This is a genomic window from Streptomyces sp. iso_384, assembly GCF_056172905.1.
Genome location: NZ_JBWBTT010000001.1, coordinates 3,572,086 through 3,590,664, shown reverse-complemented (window position 1 = coordinate 3,590,664; position 18,579 = coordinate 3,572,086). Strand labels below are relative to the sequence as shown.

20 protein-coding genes are annotated in these 18,579 nt (G+C 72.9%); 9 read left to right on the top strand and 11 right to left on the bottom strand.

All coding sequences use genetic code 11. The annotated features are described in order from the left end of the window. Nucleotides 1-897 (top strand): SH3 domain-containing protein, encoded by an 897-nt coding sequence (locus tag AC0VY3_RS16030; protein WP_475549852.1) that lies wholly within the window; start codon nucleotides 1-3, stop codon nucleotides 895-897. A gap of 6 nt (nucleotides 898-903) precedes the next feature. Then, complete coding sequence (locus AC0VY3_RS16025; RefSeq protein WP_242740736.1) at nucleotides 904-1,911, top strand: serine/threonine-protein kinase; 1,008 nt, start codon at nucleotides 904-906, stop codon at nucleotides 1,909-1,911. 49 nt (nucleotides 1,912-1,960) lie between these two features. On the opposite strand, the gene AC0VY3_RS16020 is transcribed toward AC0VY3_RS16025, so the two are convergent. Next, nucleotides 1,961-3,247: a streptophobe family protein gene (locus AC0VY3_RS16020; protein WP_475549851.1), complete on the bottom strand. Its 1,287-nt coding sequence runs from the start codon at nucleotides 3,245-3,247 to the stop codon at nucleotides 1,961-1,963. 192 nt (nucleotides 3,248-3,439) lie between these two features. Here AC0VY3_RS16020 and AC0VY3_RS16015 point away from each other — a divergent pair, with 192 nt between their 5' ends. Then, nucleotides 3,440-4,792 (top strand): DUF6777 domain-containing protein, encoded by a 1,353-nt coding sequence (locus tag AC0VY3_RS16015; protein ID WP_258047250.1) that lies wholly within the window; start codon nucleotides 3,440-3,442, stop codon nucleotides 4,790-4,792. Nucleotides 4,793-4,892: 100 nt separating this feature from the next. On the opposite strand, the gene AC0VY3_RS16010 is transcribed toward AC0VY3_RS16015, so the two are convergent. Then, complete coding sequence (locus AC0VY3_RS16010; RefSeq protein WP_103510412.1) at nucleotides 4,893-5,219, bottom strand: YkvA family protein; 327 nt, start codon at nucleotides 5,217-5,219, stop codon at nucleotides 4,893-4,895. An 87-nt stretch (nucleotides 5,220-5,306) separates the two neighbouring features. Further along, nucleotides 5,307-5,573: a WhiB family transcriptional regulator gene (locus AC0VY3_RS16005; RefSeq protein WP_103510413.1), complete on the bottom strand. Its 267-nt coding sequence runs from the start codon at nucleotides 5,571-5,573 to the stop codon at nucleotides 5,307-5,309. 216 nt (nucleotides 5,574-5,789) lie between these two features. On the opposite strand from AC0VY3_RS16005, the gene AC0VY3_RS16000 reads away from it, so the two are divergent. Next, a complete protein-coding gene (locus tag AC0VY3_RS16000) occupies nucleotides 5,790-6,965 on the top strand; it encodes a serine hydrolase domain-containing protein (protein ID WP_475549850.1) in 1,176 nt (391 codons plus the stop codon). 54 nt (nucleotides 6,966-7,019) lie between these two features. On the opposite strand, the gene AC0VY3_RS15995 is transcribed toward AC0VY3_RS16000, so the two are convergent. Both AC0VY3_RS15995 and AC0VY3_RS15990 read right to left on the bottom strand, forming a co-directional pair. Beyond that, nucleotides 7,020-8,117: a PP2C family protein-serine/threonine phosphatase gene (locus AC0VY3_RS15995; RefSeq protein ID WP_475549849.1), complete on the bottom strand. Its 1,098-nt coding sequence runs from the start codon at nucleotides 8,115-8,117 to the stop codon at nucleotides 7,020-7,022. A 70-nt stretch (nucleotides 8,118-8,187) separates the two neighbouring features. Then, a complete protein-coding gene (locus tag AC0VY3_RS15990) occupies nucleotides 8,188-9,021 on the bottom strand; it encodes a Scr1 family TA system antitoxin-like transcriptional regulator (RefSeq protein WP_103510415.1) in 834 nt (277 codons plus the stop codon). Between the two features lie 186 nt (nucleotides 9,022-9,207). Here AC0VY3_RS15990 and AC0VY3_RS15985 point away from each other — a divergent pair, with 186 nt between their 5' ends. Next, nucleotides 9,208-9,606, top strand: coding sequence for an ATP-binding protein (locus AC0VY3_RS15985; protein ID WP_103510416.1), 399 nt, complete (start codon nucleotides 9,208-9,210; stop codon nucleotides 9,604-9,606). Nucleotides 9,607-9,670: 64 nt separating this feature from the next. Here the strand turns inward: AC0VY3_RS15985 and AC0VY3_RS15980 are convergent, their stop codons facing one another. Both AC0VY3_RS15980 and AC0VY3_RS15975 read right to left on the bottom strand, forming a co-directional pair. Continuing rightward, nucleotides 9,671-10,384, bottom strand: coding sequence for a ribonuclease H family protein (locus tag AC0VY3_RS15980; RefSeq protein ID WP_242740731.1), 714 nt, complete (start codon nucleotides 10,382-10,384; stop codon nucleotides 9,671-9,673). A gap of 63 nt (nucleotides 10,385-10,447) precedes the next feature. Further along, nucleotides 10,448-11,242, bottom strand: coding sequence for an SDR family NAD(P)-dependent oxidoreductase (locus AC0VY3_RS15975; RefSeq protein ID WP_103510418.1), 795 nt, complete (start codon nucleotides 11,240-11,242; stop codon nucleotides 10,448-10,450). A gap of 210 nt (nucleotides 11,243-11,452) precedes the next feature. Between AC0VY3_RS15975 and AC0VY3_RS15970 the strand changes: the two genes are divergently transcribed. Beyond that, nucleotides 11,453-13,351 (top strand): ABC transporter ATP-binding protein, encoded by a 1,899-nt coding sequence (locus tag AC0VY3_RS15970; RefSeq protein ID WP_103510419.1) that lies wholly within the window; start codon nucleotides 11,453-11,455, stop codon nucleotides 13,349-13,351. Nucleotides 13,352-13,433: 82 nt separating this feature from the next. On the opposite strand, the gene AC0VY3_RS15965 is transcribed toward AC0VY3_RS15970, so the two are convergent. Then, nucleotides 13,434-13,703 carry a hypothetical protein gene (locus AC0VY3_RS15965; protein ID WP_103510420.1) on the bottom strand — a complete coding sequence of 90 codons (270 nt, stop codon included), beginning with the start codon at nucleotides 13,701-13,703 and terminating at the stop codon, nucleotides 13,434-13,436. 152 nt (nucleotides 13,704-13,855) lie between these two features. On the opposite strand from AC0VY3_RS15965, the gene AC0VY3_RS15960 reads away from it, so the two are divergent. The 3 genes from AC0VY3_RS15960 to AC0VY3_RS15950 all read left to right on the top strand — a co-directional run bounded on the left by AC0VY3_RS15960 (nucleotide 13,856) and on the right by AC0VY3_RS15950 (nucleotide 16,978). Continuing rightward, nucleotides 13,856-14,524 (top strand): class I SAM-dependent methyltransferase, encoded by a 669-nt coding sequence (locus AC0VY3_RS15960; protein ID WP_103510421.1) that lies wholly within the window; start codon nucleotides 13,856-13,858, stop codon nucleotides 14,522-14,524. A gap of 316 nt (nucleotides 14,525-14,840) precedes the next feature. Continuing rightward, nucleotides 14,841-15,437, top strand: a complete 597-nt coding sequence (locus AC0VY3_RS15955; RefSeq protein WP_030082330.1) for a carbonic anhydrase — start codon at nucleotides 14,841-14,843, stop codon at nucleotides 15,435-15,437. A gap of 71 nt (nucleotides 15,438-15,508) precedes the next feature. After that, nucleotides 15,509-16,978 (top strand): SulP family inorganic anion transporter, encoded by a 1,470-nt coding sequence (locus tag AC0VY3_RS15950; protein WP_103510422.1) that lies wholly within the window; start codon nucleotides 15,509-15,511, stop codon nucleotides 16,976-16,978. A 76-nt stretch (nucleotides 16,979-17,054) separates the two neighbouring features. Here AC0VY3_RS15950 and AC0VY3_RS15945 read toward each other — a convergent pair whose 3' ends face one another. The 3 genes from AC0VY3_RS15945 to AC0VY3_RS15935 all read right to left on the bottom strand — a co-directional run bounded on the left by AC0VY3_RS15945 (nucleotide 17,055) and on the right by AC0VY3_RS15935 (nucleotide 18,471). Continuing rightward, entirely contained in the window at nucleotides 17,055-17,492 is a 438-nt protein-coding gene (locus AC0VY3_RS15945) for a DUF2267 domain-containing protein (RefSeq protein WP_103510423.1), read from the bottom strand. 51 nt (nucleotides 17,493-17,543) lie between these two features. Continuing rightward, complete coding sequence (locus tag AC0VY3_RS15940) at nucleotides 17,544-17,942, bottom strand: DUF2267 domain-containing protein (protein ID WP_103510424.1); 399 nt, start codon at nucleotides 17,940-17,942, stop codon at nucleotides 17,544-17,546. 97 nt (nucleotides 17,943-18,039) lie between these two features. Then, complete coding sequence (locus tag AC0VY3_RS15935) at nucleotides 18,040-18,471, bottom strand: Hsp20/alpha crystallin family protein (protein WP_103510425.1); 432 nt, start codon at nucleotides 18,469-18,471, stop codon at nucleotides 18,040-18,042. Nucleotides 18,472-18,579 lie beyond the last annotated feature (108 nt).

Genomic DNA, 18,579 nt, shown 5'->3' with positions numbered 1-18,579 from the left:
ATGGCGACCCCGACCCCGGAATTCCGCCCCACACACGTCGTCCCGCCGGACGGCCTTTCGGCCTGGGAGGCCCCCGATGTCGCCCGGCCCACCGACCCGCTGGACCCGCTGCTCCCGGTGCAGGTGCAGGACCGGCGCGGGGACTGGGCGTACGTCGCCTGTTCCAACGGCTGGTCGGCCTGGGTCGACGGGCGTCTCCTCGTCTCCGTACCGCGGACGCCGCCGGCCGCCGGGGCGCCGCTCGCCCGCACCGCGGACCCACGGCCGCTGCTGGCCAGGGCGGAGGAGTCGCTGAGCCGGTACCGCCGCGCGGCGCAGGATCTGGCCGAGGGCCGCAGCGACGGGGAGGGCTTCCGGCAGCGGACTCGGGGGCTGCGGGTGGGCATGGTGGTGGACGGGGAGTCGGTGTGGCTGTACGACGCCGAGCACGAGCGGTGGGTCTACTGCGACGGGACGCGGCTGAGTACGTACGCGGCGCAGGCGGGACCGGGAGCGGCGGCGAGCGAACAACCGGCGGGCCGGGGGGCGGGAGCGGCCGGAGCGGCGTCCGGGGAGGCGGAGGCGCCGAGGGCCCCGGCTCCGGAGCCGACGCGAGTGGTGACCGGCGAGGAGCCGGATCCGGAGCCGACCCGCACGGCACCACCAGACGGCCCCGAACTCACCCGCGTGGTGGCCCCGGACGGGCCGGAACCGACCCGCGTCGTACCTCCGGACGGGCCCGAACCCACCCGCCTCGTACCGCCCGACGGGCCCGAACCCACCCGCGTGGTCACCCCGGACGGGCCCGAACCCACCCGCCTCGTACCGCCCGACGCACCCGAACCCACCCGGGCGATCACCGTCGCCGGGCCCGACGAACCGCCCCGCGGCGGGACGTCCGGGGACGCGGGACGGTGACGGCCGATGGTGCCGCCGCCTCCGCCGTCGCACGATGCCGGGCTGCCCACCGGGCGCGAGGACGATCTCGTCGGCAAGCGGATCGCGAGCTATCTGGTGGAGGCCGAGATCGGGCGCGGCGGTATGGCGGTCGTCTACCGCGCCAAGGATCTGCGGCTGGACCGGATCGTCGCGCTGAAGCTGCTCGCGCCCGAACTGGCCCGCAACGACACCTTCCGGCAGCGGTTCACCCATGAGTCGCGGGTGGCGGCCGCGATCGACCACCCCCACATCGTGCCGGTGTTCGAGGCGGGCGAGACCGAGGGGCTGCTCTACATCGCCATGCGCTTCGTCGCGGGCGCCGACCTGCGCGTCCTGATCGACCGGCGTGGGCCGCTGGACCTCACCGCCGCCGTCCGGATCGCCGCGCAGGTCGCCTCCGCGCTCGACGCGGCCCATGACCACGACCTGGTGCACCGGGACGTGAAGCCCGGCAACATCCTGGTGGCGGCGGGTACCGACAGCGACCATCCGGAGCATGTGTATCTGACGGACTTCGGGCTGACGAAGAAGTCCCTGTCGCTGACCGGGTTCACCACGGTCGGCCAGTTCGTCGGCACCCTCGACTACGTGGCGCCGGAACAGATCTCCGGGCGGCCCGTGGACGGGCGGTGCGATGTGTACAGCCTCGCCTGCGTCGTCCAGGAGACCCTGACCGGTGCGCCGCCCTTCCAGCGCGACGACGACATGGCGCTCCTGTGGGCCCACCAGTACGACCCGCCCACCCCGCCGAGCTCACTGCGGCCGGTGCTCCCGCCCGCGGTCGACGGCGTACTGGCGAAGGCGCTCGCCAAGTCCCCGGAGGACCGTTACGAGACCTGCCTCAGGTTCGTCGCCGCGCTGCGGGCCGCCGCGGCGGGCATCGGCCCCGGCGAGCACGCGCCGACCCGGGTGGACGCACCGGCCGGTTCCTGGTCGTCGGCCCCCGAGGCTCCGCCCGCGCCGCCGCGCTGGGCCGACCCGGTGTTCCCCTAGGCGGGTCGGTGTTCCCGGAAAGCCGGCCGACCGGTCCGGTGAGGCCGGTTCAGGCCTCGGGCCCCGCGTCCCGGACCTCACCGCGCCGGTGCACCCGGGAGGCCGCGAGGCCGCCGAGGAAGCCGGTGACCAGGCCCCACAGCACCGCGAACCCGAGCGCCGTCCACAGCTTCGGGCGCAGCGACACCTCACCGCCGAGTCCGCCGCCGAGGTCCCCGAGGCCCAGGAGGGACAGTCCGTAGTGGGCGGAGATCCGGGCGGTGAGGCAGATGAACAGCACGGTCAGGGTCAGCGCCACCGCCATGTGCACGGCGTGCTGCCACAGCCGCGTCCCGGCGGGCGACCGGGCCGCCATGAGGAACGCGGCGGCGAGCACCAGCACGGCGACGACGACCACGAGCCAGCGGACGCGTCCGTCCTGTTCGGCGAGGGTGCTCAGGTTCAGGGTGGAGAGGTCGGGGGTGCGCAGGACGGAGTCGAGCACCTGGGGCATGGGCAGCCCGAAGGGGCCCTCGACCTTGCCCTCCCAGGACGCGCCGAGGCCGAGCGTGAGCGCGAGCCAGACCAGGTTGGGCAGCCCGAGGAGGATCACCGCGACGGTCTCGGCGGGGTGCCCGCGCGTGATCATCACGACGAGACCGGCGACGACACCGAGCGCGACGCAGGCGAGGAGCAGCGCCACCACGGCGAACGCCGCCGGGCGCACCGCTTCCTGGAAGCGCAGCAGCCGGGCCGGGAGCGGGGCCCGGCGCGAGACGAGCAGGGCCAGCACGAGGACGCCGGCCAGCCACAGCAGCCCGAGGACCAGGGTGAGGGGGATCTCCGCCCGGAATCCGACCTTCGGGTCGCTGCCGAGGAGGTCGCCGGCCTCACTGCCGGTGAGGTCATCGGCCGAGAGGGTGAAGGTGTGCCGGGCGATCAGTGAGAGCACGACCAGTGCGACGATCCACAGGGCGGCGACCCGGCCCGCCCAGCCGGCCAGTTCGCGGCCTCCGGCGACGGCCCGGTGGTGAAGCGGGCGCAGGAAGCCGCGGGCGACCAGGAGCGCGCCCACCAGGGTCACCGAGAGCGGCAGGACCGAGAGGTCGGCCTGCGTCCCGACGAGGGAACCGGCGTCCCCGGAAAGCCCGACGGAGCCGCCCGCGGCCATCACCACCACCGCGGCGACGACGGCCGGGAAGGCGCCTCCGGGCAGCCCGGCCGCACCGGCGGCCCACAGGCCGAGGGCCGCGGTCACCACCATGGCCAGCACACCGGTGAGGACCGCGAGGAGGGCCTGGCGCCAGCCGTGCGGGGCGGGCGCGCTGTTCTCGTCGTTGCTCGCGCGGACGTTCACGCTTGCCACGCTAGGCAGGGACCGTACGCTCCGCTTCCCGGGGAACCGGGCCCTCCCTCCGCTTGCGGGGACCGCCCGGCCGGGGCAGACAATGGTGCGAAATGCTCCGGATTGTCAGCTGATGGCCCTGGTACGGATACGGGACCGGGCAGGGACGTCCGGGGCGGGTACCGACATCGGGGAGCAGAGCCCGTGAGTGACCGACCGCCTCCATCCGGCCGCCCCACAGGGCCGCCGTCCGGCCCGCTCTCGGGCCCCTCGCAGGACGGCCCCGCACCGCCCCCTCCGACTGTGACCGGTCCGCCGCCCGGCCCGCCCAGCGGCGGCGACCACGGCGGACCGCACGGCTCCGGCGGTTCGGGCGGCGGGGGCGATTCGGGTGACTCCGGTCCTTCCGGCGGCGGTACCGGCGGCCCGGGAGGCGGCTCGGGCGCCGCCCCGGGTTCGGGACCGGACCGCCCCTGGTGGCGTTCGGTGCCCCGGATCGCGGCGATCGCTACGGCGCTGGTCGCGGCGGTGGTGCTGGTCGTCGTCCTGACCCGGCCCGACGGCGGGTCGAAGGCGGGCGGTGAGGTGTTCCTCCAGGCGGCGGGCGAGTCCGGGCAGGATCCGTTCACGGAGTCCACGGCGAAGGAGAGCGATCCCGAGCCCGGCACGGCCAGCCCCTCCGTCGCGCCGAGCGCGTCGAGGACCGGCGCTCAGGTGACGCGGGGTGTGGACGGCGCGGCCCCGGGTCTGTACGGAGGCACCCGCAAGGTCGCCAGTTGCGATGTGGAGCAGCAGATCAAGGTGTTGCAGGCGGCTCCGGACAAGAACCGGGCGTTCGCCTCGGTCCAGGACATCCAGCCGTCCGCCGTCCCCGGTTATCTGCGGGACCTCACCCCCGTGACGCTGCGCATGGACACCCGCGTCACCAACCACGGCTACCGCGACGGCGAGGCCAACGCCTACCAGGCGGTGCTCCAGGCGGGTACGGCGGTCCTGGTCGACGACCGGGGCGTGCCCAGGGTCCGGTGCGCCTGCGGGAACCCGCTGCTTCCGCCCGTGGCCCAGGACGATCCGCGGCAGGTGGGCAAGGCGTGGCCGGGCTACCGGGCCTCCGACGTGGTCGTGGTGGAGCCGTCGGAGAAGCCGGTGAAAGAGTTCGTGATGGTCGATCCGGAGAACGGCGACTGGTTCGAGCGGCCGGCCGGTGACACGGGCGACGGCGACAAGAAGACGGATCCGCCGAAGGACGCCTCCGAGTCCCCCTGCCCGCCCGGATCGGACCCCTGTCCCTCGTCGTCCGGGGCCACTCCGTCGGAGTCCTCGCCGGACGACCCGGCGACGCGGCCCGGTGACGATCCGGCGACCTCCGAGCCCCCGCCGGACGGCCCGGCGACCTCGGAGCCGCCGCCCGACGACCCGGGGACCGAGCCCGCGCCGGAGGACCCGCCGGGGTCGCCCGACTCGCAGTCGGCCCCGCAGCCGCCCGGACCGGACTCACCGGAGCCGCAGGATCCGGGACCGGGAACGTCGCCGCAGGGAGCGCCCGCGATCGGTTAGGAAGTCGCGCGGAGCAGCAGACGCGGAAGAGTCGCGGGGCGGCAGGCCCCGGAGAATCACGGGACGGAAGGCCTCGGGAGAGTCCTGCCGGTCGGTCGCCTCAGCTCACGGCGTCCGGCCGGCTCTCCACCGGGGTCTTCGGCCGCGTACCCGTACGCACCCCGGCGGCCGACGCGGCCGCGTGGAGGGAGCGCAGGGCGACCAGCAGAAAGCCGATGTCGTCGAGGTAGACGGGGTCGGGCAGCAGGTCGACCGGTGACACGGTGTAGATGACGGCCGCCCAGACGAGCGCCTTGTTCCGCAGCGGGATCCCGGCGTCGACCAGCAGCTTCCTGGCCTTGAAGACGCGCACCAGCAGCACGACGGCCAGGGCCAGCATGAGCAGCGCGGCCACGGCGCCGAGAACGAGCCAAACGGTGGTGTCCATGGCTCATCGTGTACCCACTCGTCCCCGGATGACGAACCCGTGGCGGCGATGCCCGCGCTCCGGGTCCGAAAGATCCGGCGGTGCGGATCAGGCCGCGCCGCGCCCCCGGGACTCCGCCCGCCTGCGGCTGCGGCGCTTCAGGGCGCGCCGCTCGTTCTCGGACAGGCCGCCCCAGATGCCGGAGTCCTGGCCGTTCTCCAGGGCCCACTCCAGGCAGGCGGCCTGCACGGGGCAGGTCCGGCAGACGGTCTTGGCCTCCGCCTCCTGGACGACGGCGGGGCCGGTGCTGCCGATGGGGAAGAACAGGTCGGGGTCCTCCTCCCGGCAGGCGGCGTGCAGACGCCAGTTCTCCATGCTGCTCAACTCTGTTCACTCCCGATGTCGATACGTCGTCGGTCACGTGCCGTAGGTGTCTTTCGTGCGGGTGACCGACGAACGGCGCCTCAAACACGTAGCGCCGGACGCGTCGTACGGGAGGCGCCCGGCATGTCGTCCATCCGGTTGGCCCCCGTTCCGGCCGGGGCGTGTACCGGATGGCCGGTGACCCTCGCCCGTTCCTAACCTCGGATCATGATCTTTCGTCGTTCGTGGTTATCGGTCGCGGTGCTCGCCCTGGCCGTGTCGTCCCTCCCGTCCGCCGCGGCCTCGGCCGCTCCCCGCCCGTCCGGCACGGGCTGGTCGGTGCAGCGTGACGCCGACGCGCTGCGGGACACCGGGGTCACCGGAGTGGCGGTCCGGGTGGAGACCCCGCGGGGCACGACCGAGGCCCGGTCCGGGGTGCGGGACCTGGTCACGCGCCGGCCGGTTCCCAGGGACGGCTATCTGCGTCTGGGCAGCACCACCAAGACGTTCGTCGCCACCGTCGTGCTGCAGCTGGCGGGCGAGAAGCGGATCTCCCTCGACCGGAGCGTGGAGGAACTGCTGCCCGGGGTCGTGTCAGGAGCCGGGAACGACGGCCGCACCATCACCGTGCGCGATCTGCTGCAGCACACCAGCGGCCTGTCCGACTACGTCCACGACGTCTTCCCCGACCCCGGCGCCCGGACCTACTTCGCCCACCGGTGGACCGCGTACGAGCCCGAGGAGCTGGTCGCCCTGGCCATGCGCCATGAGCCCGCCTTCCCGGCAGGCACCGGCTGGGAGTACTCCAACACGAACTACGTACTCGCCGGAATGATCATCCAGAAGGTCACCGGCCGCACCTGGGAACAGCAGGTCCACGACCGCATCCTGCGCCCCCTGGGCCTCCGGCACACCGACACCCCGGGCACCGACCCCTTCCTGCCGCATCCGCACACGGCCGACTACCAGCAGTTCGCCGAGGACGGCCCGATGGTCGACACCACGATCCCCTACCGGCCCTTCGACAGCGGGGCGGACGGGTCGATGACCGGCACGGCCCGCGACCTCAACCGCTTCTACACCGCCCTGGTCGACGGACGGCTGCTGCGGCCCGCCGAGCTCGCCGCCATGCGGACCACCGTCCCGGTGCCGCAGGACGGCGGCCACCCGGCGGGCACCCGGGACGGCCTGGGCCTCTTCTTCACCCCCCTGTCCTGCGGCGGCGGCTACCTCGGGCACGGCGGAAGCGGCTTCGGATACGTCGTCCGGGCAGCGACGACCACGGACGGCAGGCGCACGGTCACCGTCTCCGCGCACAGCCGCGCCGGGGACGCGCGGAGCGCGGCCCGCCAGGAGGACGCCCTGCGCGCCCTCGTCGACCGCGCTCTGTGCCGTACGCCCTGACCGGAGCGGCCGCGCGGACGCCGGCGTGACCGCCGCCGGTGGCCACGCCGCTCCCTACGCGCGCGGCCGGGGCCGGTGCAGGGCGAGGAGCGCCTGGTCGTCCTGGATCCGGCCGCCGGTGTGGCGCCCGACGTCCTCGATCAGCAGGTGGAGGATCTGCGCCGGGGTGGCCGGGTCGCCGATCAGCGCCCGGTGGCGGATCAGGAGGGGCAGCCGGGCGGCCGCGTCGTAGAAGACCCCGGACTCGTCGCGGGCCTCGGTGACCCCGTCCGTGTAGCAGACGAGGGTGGCACCGGGCGGGAACGGGAACGTGTCGACCGGGGACGGCCAACTGCCCAGGGCGCTCATGCCGAGCGGGGGCGCCTCCTCGGACGGTTCGAGCACGGTGGCCCGGCCCTCGGCGTCCAGCAGCACCGGCGGCGGGTGCCCCCGGTTGACGACCCGTACGGTGTCGAGGCCTCCGGCGAACTCGGCGATCAGCGCGGTGGTGAACCCCTCGTCCTCCTCCTGGCCACCGCGCCGGCCGCCCTCGCGCAGCAGGGCCCGCTCCAGCGAGGACACCAGACCCGGCAGGTCCTCCGCCTCGTCGGCGGCGTACCGGAACGCTCCCAGGTCGGCGCAGACCGCGCTCACCGCGCCGAGGCCCTTGCCGCGGACGTCCCCGACCATCACGCGTACGCCGTGCGGGGTGTCCTGGACGACGTAGAGGTCGCCGCCGATGGTGGCCTCGTCCTCGGCGGGCACATAGCGGGCGGCGATCCTGAGCTCGCCGAGGCGCGACGGAGGCCGCGGCAGGACGGCGCTCTGGGCCACCGCGGCGATATGGCGGGCGCGCCGGGTCCTGGCGTGCTGGCCCTCCAGCGCGCGGTTGATGAGGACGGCCAGCACGGTTACGGCCAGAAGGGTGAGCTGGTTGGCGACGCCACGCTGCCAGCCGAAGGTGCCGTCGACCCGGGCGAGGACCGCGTGGACGGCCATGGCGAGAACGCCGATCGCGATGATGCCGCGCAGCCGCAGCAGCGGTGCGGCTGCGACGGGCGCGGCGATCAGCAGCGGCGCGGAGGTGACGTCGGCCGGCGTCGCCAGGTCCAGCACGACAGCCAGCACGATGACCCCGACCGGGATCCACTGGGCCCTGCGCGACTGCACCACTCCCCCACGCTGTACGGCGCCGGGGCCCGCCGCATCCCGGCGGCGGCCCGGTGTGCCGCGCCGGGCCGGCTCACTCCGGCAGCGGGGTCCCGGGGCCGGGCGCGGCGGCGCACGCGGCGTCCAGCCGGATGCGGTGGGCCATCACGGCGTCGGGATCCTCGATGAGGTCGACCCGCACGCCCGGGGTCTCCAGCACCGCCTGGTCCCCGATCTCGGGGGCGGGCACCCGGAGGATGTGCAGGGGCGGCAGGCCGGTCAGGGGATGCGGCGGGTGGTCCAGCGGCACCACCTGGACGGTGATGTGCTGCTCCTTCATCGCCTCGGCCAGCGCGGCCCGCTGCTCCGCCATGGTCTCCCGGCCGCCGACCCGCGTGTGGAGGGCTGCTGCGGGGAACAGGGCCCACAGGGCGGCCCCGCGCTCGCGCATGCGGCGGCGGCGCTCCCGCAGCAGCTCGACGCGGCGCTCGCGGCGGGCGGGGCTGTCGTCGGGGTACCGCGTACGGTGGAGCGCGGCGGCGTACGCGGGGGTGCGCAACAGCTCGGGCACGAGCGCCGGGTGCCAGGTCCGCACGAGGCTCGCCGAGGATTCCACGCCGATGACCTCCTGCTGCCAGCCCTCCATCGCGTCCCGCCAGCGGTGCCACCAGCCGGGCAGGTTCGCGGCCGAGAGCCCGGCCATGATGGGCTCGGCGACGGCGGGCGGTACGCCGTAGCAGCGCAGCAGTACGCCGACCTGCCGGGCGTCGAGTCCGGTCTCGGCGCGTTCGATGCGCCGGACGGTGGCGGGGTGGGCGTCCAGCGCCTCGGCCGCGGCCCGCAGGCTGATGCCCGCGCGTTCCCGCAGCATGCGCAGGCGGACCGCGAGGACGCGGTGCTCCACGGTGGGACCTGAACGGGCTCGCATGCGTATACCTTCTCCGTCGAGCCCCGGGGCGGAGCATTACACACTCTGTCGCTTGCAAAGTATGCGTTTTGCGTCGAGAGTGCATACATGTCGGAAATAGTCAGTTGCACGGAGCGTGCCCCCGATGACGGAGGTGTCCAAGGTGCCGGAGGCACCCGAAGTGCACACAGCTGGTGGGTTCCCCGATTGCCAGGTGGCGTGCCGGAGGCCCGTCACCGGGTCCAGGAGGCCATGCGGGCCTGGGGCGAACCGGCCGAACGGATCGAAGCGGCGGCGCTGATAGTGACCGAGCTGGTCACCAACGCCGTGCAGCACACCAGCACCCGGAGGATCCGCTGCCGGCTCCTGCGCTCCGCGGGGGGCGTGCGCATCTGCGTGTGGAACCGCGGCCGGGCCCGGATCCCGGCCCCGGCGTCCCCGGGCGACTCGACGGGCCTGCCCGTCGCCGGGGTCCCGGCGACGGGCGACGAGGCCCTCGACCGTCTGTCCGAGGACGGCAGAGGGCTCCTTCTCGTCGAGGCGCTGGCTGCCCGCTGGGGCACCCGCGCCGCACTGGCGGGCCGGCTCGTCTGGGCCGACATCTGAGCCTGCCCCACGGCCTTCCCGCCCGAGCGCGGCCGGGCCGACGCCCGAGCACGTCCTCGCGTGATCAGGCGGGAGCGGTACGGCACTCCGGGTGACCCCACCCGTTGGGGTTCTTCGCGATCGGCTCCTTGGCCGCGTACGGCTTTCCGCAGTGGCACCGGCCCGCGAAGCGCGCCTTGATCGTGCCGGTGGACCGTCCGCTCCGGGACGCCCCCGTGGAGCCGCGCTCCTTGGTGCCGCCCGAAGCCCCGGACGCCTCCGCGCGCCCCTTCGTGGACCGCGCGGGCGCGGGCACCGGCAGAGCCGTGGCTCCGTGCGCCGTACCGGCCGGCCGCTGGGCCACGGCGGCCTCGCTGGCGGCCTGGTCGGCGAGCGCGTTGAGCGGGTCGCCGTTCACCTGGTGCGCGGGAACGTAGCGGAACGTCACCGAGCGGTCGGCGAGCAGGGCGTCGATGCGGGTGACCAGCTCACGGTTGGCGACGGGCTTGCCACCGGAGGTCTTCCAGCCGTTGCGCTTCCAGCCCGGCAGCCACTTGGTCACGGCGTTCATGGCGTACTGCGAGTCCATCCGCACCTCGATGCGCACCGCCGGATCGGTGGACTCCAGCAGCTCCGCCAGGGCGGTGAGCTCAGCGACGTTGTTCGTCGCGGTGCCGAGCGGACCGGCCTCCCAGCGCACCGGATCGCCCTGCGCGTCGGCGGCGACCCACGCCCAGGCGGCCGGTCCCGGATTTCCCTTCGACGCCCCGTCACACGCGGCGATGATGCTCTCGTTCATCCCCCGATCATGCCAGCCCGGCATGACCGCTCCGACCGGCCGCGAGGGCGCCCGGCCATCCGCTCAGGGCACGATCGAGTCCACGTAACCGCCGTCGACGCGCACGGCCGCCCCGGTCGTCGCCGAGGCCTGCGCGGAGCTCAGATAGACGACCAGGTTGGCGATCTCCTCGGGCTCGATGAGCCGCTGGATCAAGGACTGCGGGCGGTGCAGCCGCATGAACGCGCGCTGCGCCTCGTCCCAGGGCAGCTCCCTGTCGACGAGCTCGTACACGAAGTCCTCCACGCCGCCGGTGTGCGTGGGTCCGGCGATCACGGAGTTCACCGTCACGCCCGTACCGGCGGCCTCCTTGGCGAAGCCCCGGGATACGGCGAGCAGCGCGGTCTTCGACATGCCGTAGTGGATCATCTCGGCGGGGATCACGATCGCGGAGTCGCTGGCGATGTTCAGTACCCGGCCCCAGCCCTGCCCGGTCATGCCCGGCAGATAGTGCCGGATCAGCCGGACGGCGCTGAGGACGTTCGTGTCGAAGTACGTCCGCCACTCCGCGTCGGTGATCTCCAGCGGCGGCCTGGATCCGAAGATGCCGAGATTGTTGACCAGGACGTCGGCCGTGGGCACGGCCGCGTACAGCAGCTCGGCGCCCTCCTCGGCGGTCAGGTCGCAAGCCACCGTCACCACGGACGCGTCCGCCACCGCCGCGCGCAGGGTCGCCGCCGCCTCGTCCAGCCGGTCCGCGTTCCGTCCGGTGAGGACGACCTCGGCGCCGGCTTCGGCCAGCCCGGTCGCGATGGCGAGGCCGATGCCCTGCGAGGAACCGGTCACCACCGCGTTCTTGCCCGTCAGATCGATGCGCACGCCACTTCTCCCTGGTCCGTTCGTCCGTCGCCCGTACCGGCCCCCGGGTCCGCGGGGCCTTTCGCCTCCCAGGCTCGCACCGCCGCCCCGCATCCGCTTGACCTGAACCATAGTTGAGGTCCTAGCGTTCGGAAGGAACCCGGGGCCGCACGGCCGACAGGGTCCGCAGGCCGTCGGCCATCCGCAGGCCATCAGAATTCGGAGTGCCCCATGGACATGGAAGTCACCGCGTGGCATTCGCTGCACAGCGCGATGAACGCCCAGCAGGACCGCAGGCCGTTCTCCCGGGCGGCGTTGCGCCGCATCATGCTCTTCGCCCGGCCGCATCGGCGACTGATCTACCGTTTCCTGCTGCTGAGCGTCCTCACCGCGCTGCTCGCGGTGGCCACCCCGGTGCTGGCCGGAAAGGTCGTCGACGCGATCGTCAACGGTGAGGACACCGGCACGGTCACCCGGCTGGCCCTGCTCATCGCGCTCATCGCCGTCGTCGAGGCCGGTCTCGGTCTGCTCACCCGCTGGCTGTCGTCGACGCTGGGCGAGGGCCTGATCCTGGATCTGCGCACCGCCGTCTTCGACCATGTGCAGAAGATGCCGGTGGCCTTCTTCACCCGGACCCGGACCGGCGCCCTGGTCAGCCGGCTCAACAACGATGTGATCGGCGCGCAACGGGCCTTCAGCAACACGCTCTCCGGCGTCGTCTCCAACCTCGTCACGCTGTTGCTGACGCTCGCGGTGATGCTCACGATCTCCTGGCAGATCACCCTGCTCTCGCTGGTGCTGCTCCCGGTGTTCGTCGTGCCGGCCCGCCGGATGGGCGCCCGGATGGCCGGACTCCAGCGGGAGGCGGCCGACCACAACGCCGCGATGGGCACCCAGATGACCGAGCGGTTCTCCGCCCCCGGCGCGACACTCGTCAAGCTCTTCGGGCGGCCCTCCGACGAGTCCGCCGAGTTCGCCGCCCGCGCCGACCGGGTGCGTGACATCGGCATCCGTACGGCGATGGCCCAGTCGGCGTTCATCACCGCCCTCACCCTGGTCTCCGCCCTGGCGCTGGCCCTGGTCTACGGACTCGGCGGCTTCTACGCCCTGCGCGGCACCCTGGAACCGGGGGCCGTCGTGGCGCTGGCGCTGCTGCTGACCCGGCTGTACGCACCGCTCACCGCGCTGGCCGGGGCGCGGGTCGAGGTGATGAGCGCGCTCGTCAGCTTCGAGCGGGTCTTCGAGATCCTGGACCTCAAGCCGCTGATCGAACAGAAGCCGGACGCCCGGACGGTGCCGGAGGGCCCGGTCTCCGTGGAGTTCGACCGGGTCTCCTTCGGCTACCCCACCGCCGAGAAGGTCTCGCTCGCCTCGCTGGAAGAGGTCGCCACGCTCGACGACCGGGGCGGCACACCGGTCCTGCACGATGTCTCCTTCCGCGCCGAGCCGGGCCAGATGATCGCCCTGGTGGGCTCGTCCGGCGCGGGCAAGTCGACGATCGCGCAGCTGCTGCCCCGGCTGTACGACGCGGACGCCGGTTCCGTACGGCTGAACGGTGTCGACGTACGCGATCTGAGCGCCGACTCGATCCGGGACACACTCGGCATGGTCACCCAGGACGGACACCTCTTCCACGAGTCCGTGCGGGCCAACCTGCTGCTCGCCCGGCCCGACGCCTCCGAGGACGACATCTGGGACGCCCTGCGCCGCTCGCGGCTCGACGGGCTGATCGCCTCGCTGCCGGACGGGCTCGACACGGTGGTGGGCGAGCGCGGCTACCGGCTCTCCGGCGGGGAGCGCCAGCGGCTCACCATCGCCCGGCTGCTGCTGGCCCGTCAGCGGGTCGTGATCCTCGACGAGGCGACCGCGCACCTCGACTCCACCTCGGAGGCCGCCGTCCAGGAGGCGCTGACCGAAGCGCTGGCGGGCCGGACCGCCCTGGTGATCGCCCACCGGCTCTCGACCGTACGGGCGGCCGACCGGATCCTGGTCGTGGAGGCGGGCCGGGTCGTCGAGAACGGCACGCACACCGAGCTGCTGGCGGCCGGCGGGCGGTACGAGCAGCTGTACCGCACCCAGTTCGAGCGGCCGTCGTCGGACGAGCAGCGACAGATCCAGCCGGTCCGCTGACCCGGCGCGCCCACACCCGCCCACCCCCTCACACACGGAACGCGCTGACGCCGTCCGGCCGGTGAGATCCGGCCGGACGGCGTCAGCGCGTTCCGATCCGGGCGAGGGACGGCCGTTCGGCGGTACGCAGCCGGCGCAGCGCGTGGCCGCCGCACCGGCGCCACTCCTTCGGCGACACCCGCGGCCGGTGCCCGCCGTTGGTGACGAGCGCGTTCACCGACGTCATCGGGTCCGCCGCCATGGTCTTGGCCAGCAGCACGCCGACCACGAGCGGGAGCAGCGTGACGGCCAGGGCGGAACCGGCGGTCGTGACGTGCTGGATACGGGGGTGGCGCGGCGCTTCGGAGGTCATACGGCCATCGAACAGCGGCCCGCGGTCCGGAACATCGGGGAACGTACTCAGGGGTGCGGGACCCGCATACTCAGGCGTCGGCCGGGGGACGCTCACAGCGGCCGGGTGCGCGGATCCCGGCCCGGCCGCCGGAGCACGGAGGGATCGCCTCGATGGGTGACAGCCAGGGACATGGCGACAGCGGGGAACTCGGCGAGAGCCAGGGGCTTCCGGCCGCCGCGGTGTTCGACGCGCTGGGCGCGGAGTACGAACAGGCCTTCGCCTCCTCGGCCGCCCACCGCGAGTCGCTGGAGAGACTGCTGGCGGACCTCGCGCCGGGGAGCCGGGTGCTGGACGTGGGCAGCGGGACGGGCCGGCCCACCGCGCGGGCCCTGGCGGACGCGGGCCACCGGGTGCTGGGCGTGGATGTGTCGCCGGTGATGACCGCGCTGGCGACCCGGCAGGTGCCGGGGGCCGAGTTCCGGTGTGCGGACATCCGCGATCTTCCCCTGGCCGAGAACGAGTTCGACGCGGTCTGCGTGTACTTCTCGCTGCTGCAGCTGTCGCGCGGCGAGCAGGGCGAGCTGCTGGAGCGGCTCGCCCGGACGCTGCGGCCCGGCGGGCTGCTGGCCGTCGCGACGGTGCCGGTGGACGTCGCGGACGTCGAAGCGGTGTTCATGGGGCAGGCGGTGCGGGTCTCCAGCTTCGGGGCCGGGGAGTTCACCGCGCTGACCGAGCGAGCGGGCATCTCCGTGGAGTGGACGCACAGCGCGCTGTTCACTCCGGACCACCCGGCGGGCGCACCCGAGCCGCATCTGTTTCTGCACGGCCGCCGCAACTGACGGCGCAGCGTTCCCACACGGCACGCCCTGACCATTGGCGATCACAAAGAACAAGCCGAATGAATGACAAGGATGGCGCATTCGCGTTCCTTCACAAGAAGGTAATGCGATAGCAAAGTTCTGGTCTATATGCTCAGCTGTAGTCGTATCCGCGAGGAGCGACCGGAGTGGTTCTCATGACGGCTGCCATCCGTCATATCGCGAGGTGAGACACCTCTTCCATTCCGAACATTCATACGGATACAAACCGTGCATTCGTCAATATGACCCGACCACACCGCTCCCCGGCACCGCCGGATGCAGGAGGCAGGCCACCATGCAGTCCCTCGTAGACCACGCCCGGACATTCACCGAGCACGTCGCCGCGAACGCAAAGGATTTCGAACGTCTCGCGGACGGCCAGACCCCCGAAGCACTCTTCGTCACGTGTTCCGATTCACGTGTCGTCCCCTCGCTGTTCACCGGCGCCCGCCCGGGACAGCTCTTCGAACTCCGCACCGCCGGAAACATCGTGCCGCGCTACCCGGCGCAGGACCGGCCCACCGGTGAGGCCGCGACCATCGAGTACGCGCTGCGCATGCTCCAGGTGCGCGACATCATCGTGTGCGGGCACTCCCACTGCGGCGCGGTGGGCGCCGTGTTCCGCGGCGACGACCTCTCCGCCATGCCCGCCGTCCGCCACTGGCTGGAGCACTCCACGGACGGCAGGGATCCGGCGGCGGACCCCGCCGACCTCCCCGGGGCGATCCAGGCCCACGCCCTCGCCCAGCTCGACACCCTGCGCGGCTACCCCGCGGTGCGCGAGCGCCTCGCCGAGGGCTCCCTCGGCCTGCACGCCTGGTACTACGAGGTGGACACTGGTTCCATCAGTGTTCACCGGCCGGAGCGCGGGACCGAGTTCGCCCGCCTCTGACGGCTTCCCTCCCCCCACCCTCACGTGTCCGGCCCCGGCCGGGCGCGACCGTACCCACAAGGGAAGCCACCGTGATTTCCGCGAAGGAACTCAAGAACCCCCACGTCGTACGACGCGACCTGCTGGCGTCACTCGTCGTCTTCCTGGTCGCGCTGCCACTGTGCGTCGGCGTCGCCGTCGCCTCCGGAGTGCCGGCCGAACTGGGCCTGGTCACCGGCATCGTCGGCGGGCTCGTCGTCGGCTTTCTGCCGGGCAGCAAGCTCCAGGTCAGCGGACCCGCCGCCGGACTCACCGTGCTCGTCTTCGAGGCGGTCAAGGAATTCGGGCTCAGCACGCTCGGTCCGATCGTGCTGGCCGCCGGGCTGCTCCAGGTGGTGCTGGGCCTGGCCCGCTTCGGCCGCTGGTTCCGCGCCATCTCCGTCTCCGTGGTGCAGGGCATGCTCGCCGGCATCGGCCTGATCATCGTGCTCGGCCAGGTGTACGCCATGGCCGACACCGAACAGCCGGGCAGCGGGCTCGCCAAGCTGGCCGGACTCCCCGGTCTCGCCGCCGAGATCGTCACCGACCAGGAGGCGCTGACCGCCTTCGGTCTCGGCGCCGGAACGATCGCCGTGCTCCTGCTGTGGCCGAGACTCCCGGCCACCGTACGCATCGTCCCGGCGCCACTGGCCGCGGTCGCGCTCGCCACCGCCGTCGCCTCCCTGGCCGGGCTGCGGCCCGCGGTGGCCGATGTGAACGGGCTGCTGCACGCCATCGACCTGCCCGGCGGGGCGGAGTTCGGCCGGCTCGCCGATGTGGCGGTCATCGGCACCGTGCTGGCCTTCGCCCTCATCGCCTCGGCCGAGAGCCTGTTCAGCGCGGCGGCCATCGACCGGATGCACGACGGACCCCGTACCGACTACGACAAGGAGCTGGTGGCCCAGGGCGTCGGCAACACCATCTGCGGGGCGCTCGGGGCACTGCCGATGACCGCGGTCATCGTCCGCAGCGCCGCCAACGTCCAGGCCGGGGCGACCACCGCGCTCTCCCGGATCGCCCATGGTCTGTGGCTGCTGCTCTTCGCAGCTCTGCTGCCCGCCGCCGTCGGGATCATCCCGCTGGCCGCCCTCGCCGGGATCCTCGTGCACGCCGGGTGCAAGCTGGTGCCCGCCAAGGAGTTCGGCCCGCTGTGGCGCGAACACCGTGGCGAGGCGGTGCTGTTGGCAATTACCGCGATCGCCATCGTGGTGACCAACCTCTTCGAGGGGGTCGTGCTCGGTCTGCTGCTGGCCGTGGTCAAGTCGGCCTGGGAGACCTCGCACGTACAGCTCACCACCCACCAGCTCACCGGCGGCCGGGTCGTGGTGACCCTCACCGGCAACGCCACCTTCCTGCGGCTGCCCCGCATCCTGGAGCAGTTGGAACAGCTCCCGCAGGATCAGCCCATAGAGCTGGACCTGACCGGGCTGCGCCATCTCGACCACGCCTGCCGGGTCGCCCTTCAGAACTGGGCGCGCCGGCACAACAACGCGGAGATCGAGCCGGTGACGATCCGCCGCTAGGGAGTGCCCAAGCGGCGGTACGGGACGCCGAGCGCTTCACGTAAGCGCCCGGCGTCCCACCGAAGCAGCGCCGGAATCACGCGGCCTGCGCGAGGAGTTCGGCGCGGCCGAAGAGAAGCGCGTAGCCCGGTGGCAGCTGTGCGACGACCTGGGCGACGAGGTCGTCGCCGACCACTGCGGCGATCTGGCTGAGGACGACACCGGCGTCCCACCGCGCGGTCGCCGGAGTACCTCCGGTGCGCTCGGCGAGATCGCGGACGAAGGCGGCTCCGGAGAGCTGCCGCACCGCCGGGACTTCGGCGGTGAAGACCCGTGCGGCCTCTCCGGGCAGTGCGGCGGCGAGCGCGACGCGTTCGTCGCCGATGACCTGACGGCCCAGTGCGCCCAGTACCGCGCGGAGGCTCTCCTCGGCGCGTTCGCGCGTCGGATAGGCGCCCTCGTAGCGGATCTTCTCCAGCAGACGGCCGGTCGTCGTACCCTCCGGTGCGCCGGTCTTCCGAGGTTCGTGGATCATCGTGGCGGCAGCCCTTCTCGTCGGTGGGGACGGGCAGCGAGGTGGATCACGTCAGGTGTCACTCGTCGGCCCGCCGAAGAACACGTCGTAGTCGGGAGGCAGTTGAAGCAGGATGCGCCGGGTGAGTTCCTCGCCGGCCGCGTCCGCGACGACGCTGAGAACGGCTCCGACGTCCCACTGGGCGGTCTGTTCGCCGGCTCCCTCGATCCAGGCCGCGGTGGCGCGCACGAACCGCTCCGCGGAGAGCGGTTCGGCGGCCTGGAGCGGATTGAGCAGAATCAGCGCCATGGTCTCGGGGAGTCTGGCGGCCAGTTCGGCCCGTTCCCTGCCGACCAGATGTGCGCCGAGGAGGGCCAGGACGACGCGCGCGGCGCGTTCGGCCTCCGTCCGCGTCTCGTACTCGCCGCGTTCCTGGATCCGCTCCAGGAACGCCTCCCATCGCAGCGTCACTTCAGCTGCCCCCTCGGGTGGTGCGGGCGGGAGCCGGGACCGGAGGAAGAGGGGGAGATCCGCCCCGGCCCTCGCCGCTGTCACGGGCAGACCTCGGTCAGCCCTTGATCTGCTTGCGCCGGGACTCCCCGCCGATGGCGATCTTCCGCGGCTTGGCGCGCTCGGCGATCGGGATACGCAGGGTCAGCACACCCGCGTCGTAGTCGGCGTCGATGTGTTCGGTGTCGAGCGTGTCCGCGAGGACGATCTGCCGGGAGAAGGCGCCGAGCGGACGCTCGGAGAGCTCCATCTGCACGCGATCGGCGTTCGCCGCCGGCCGACGCTCCGCCTTGACGGTCAGCATGTTCCGCTCGACGTCGATGTCGATCGCGTCCGGCGAGACACCGGGAAGATCGAATGTCACCACATACTCGTCGCCCTCCCGGTACGCGTCCATCGGCATCGCCGAGGGCCGCGACCAGGTGCCGGGGCGCAGGAGTTGCTCGGTGATCCGGTCGAGTTCACGGAAGGGGTCGGTACGCATCAGCATGGCGGAAACACCTCCAGTCGATCGGGCGGACAGCCCGCGCTTTTCACCTGACACCGTTGTAGCATGTCATCCATTTGATGACAAACGTAGGTGTCACCGAAAGGATGA

Coding starts and splice junctions, on each gene's coding strand:
- AC0VY3_RS16030 (WP_475549852.1), top strand. CDS start 1: ATGGCGACCCCGACCCCGGAATTCCGCCCCACACACGTCGTCCCGCCG.
- AC0VY3_RS15970 (WP_103510419.1), top strand. CDS start 11,453: ATGGACATGGAAGTCACCGCGTGGCATTCGCTGCACAGCGCGATGAAC.
- AC0VY3_RS15955 (WP_030082330.1), top strand. CDS start 14,841: ATGCAGTCCCTCGTAGACCACGCCCGGACATTCACCGAGCACGTCGCC.
- AC0VY3_RS15980 (WP_242740731.1), bottom strand. CDS start 10,384: ATGAACGAGAGCATCATCGCCGCGTGTGACGGGGCGTCGAAGGGAAAT.
- AC0VY3_RS15945 (WP_103510423.1), bottom strand. CDS start 17,492: ATGATCCACGAACCTCGGAAGACCGGCGCACCGGAGGGTACGACGACC.
- AC0VY3_RS16000 (WP_475549850.1), top strand. CDS start 5,790: ATGATCTTTCGTCGTTCGTGGTTATCGGTCGCGGTGCTCGCCCTGGCC.
- AC0VY3_RS16005 (WP_103510413.1), bottom strand. CDS start 5,573: ATGGAGAACTGGCGTCTGCACGCCGCCTGCCGGGAGGAGGACCCCGAC.
- AC0VY3_RS15935 (WP_103510425.1), bottom strand. CDS start 18,471: ATGCTGATGCGTACCGACCCCTTCCGTGAACTCGACCGGATCACCGAG.
- AC0VY3_RS15960 (WP_103510421.1), top strand. CDS start 13,856: ATGGGTGACAGCCAGGGACATGGCGACAGCGGGGAACTCGGCGAGAGC.
- AC0VY3_RS15965 (WP_103510420.1), bottom strand. CDS start 13,703: ATGACCTCCGAAGCGCCGCGCCACCCCCGTATCCAGCACGTCACGACC.
- AC0VY3_RS16010 (WP_103510412.1), bottom strand. CDS start 5,219: ATGGACACCACCGTTTGGCTCGTTCTCGGCGCCGTGGCCGCGCTGCTC.
- AC0VY3_RS15990 (WP_103510415.1), bottom strand. CDS start 9,021: ATGCGAGCCCGTTCAGGTCCCACCGTGGAGCACCGCGTCCTCGCGGTC.
- AC0VY3_RS16025 (WP_242740736.1), top strand. CDS start 904: ATGGTGCCGCCGCCTCCGCCGTCGCACGATGCCGGGCTGCCCACCGGG.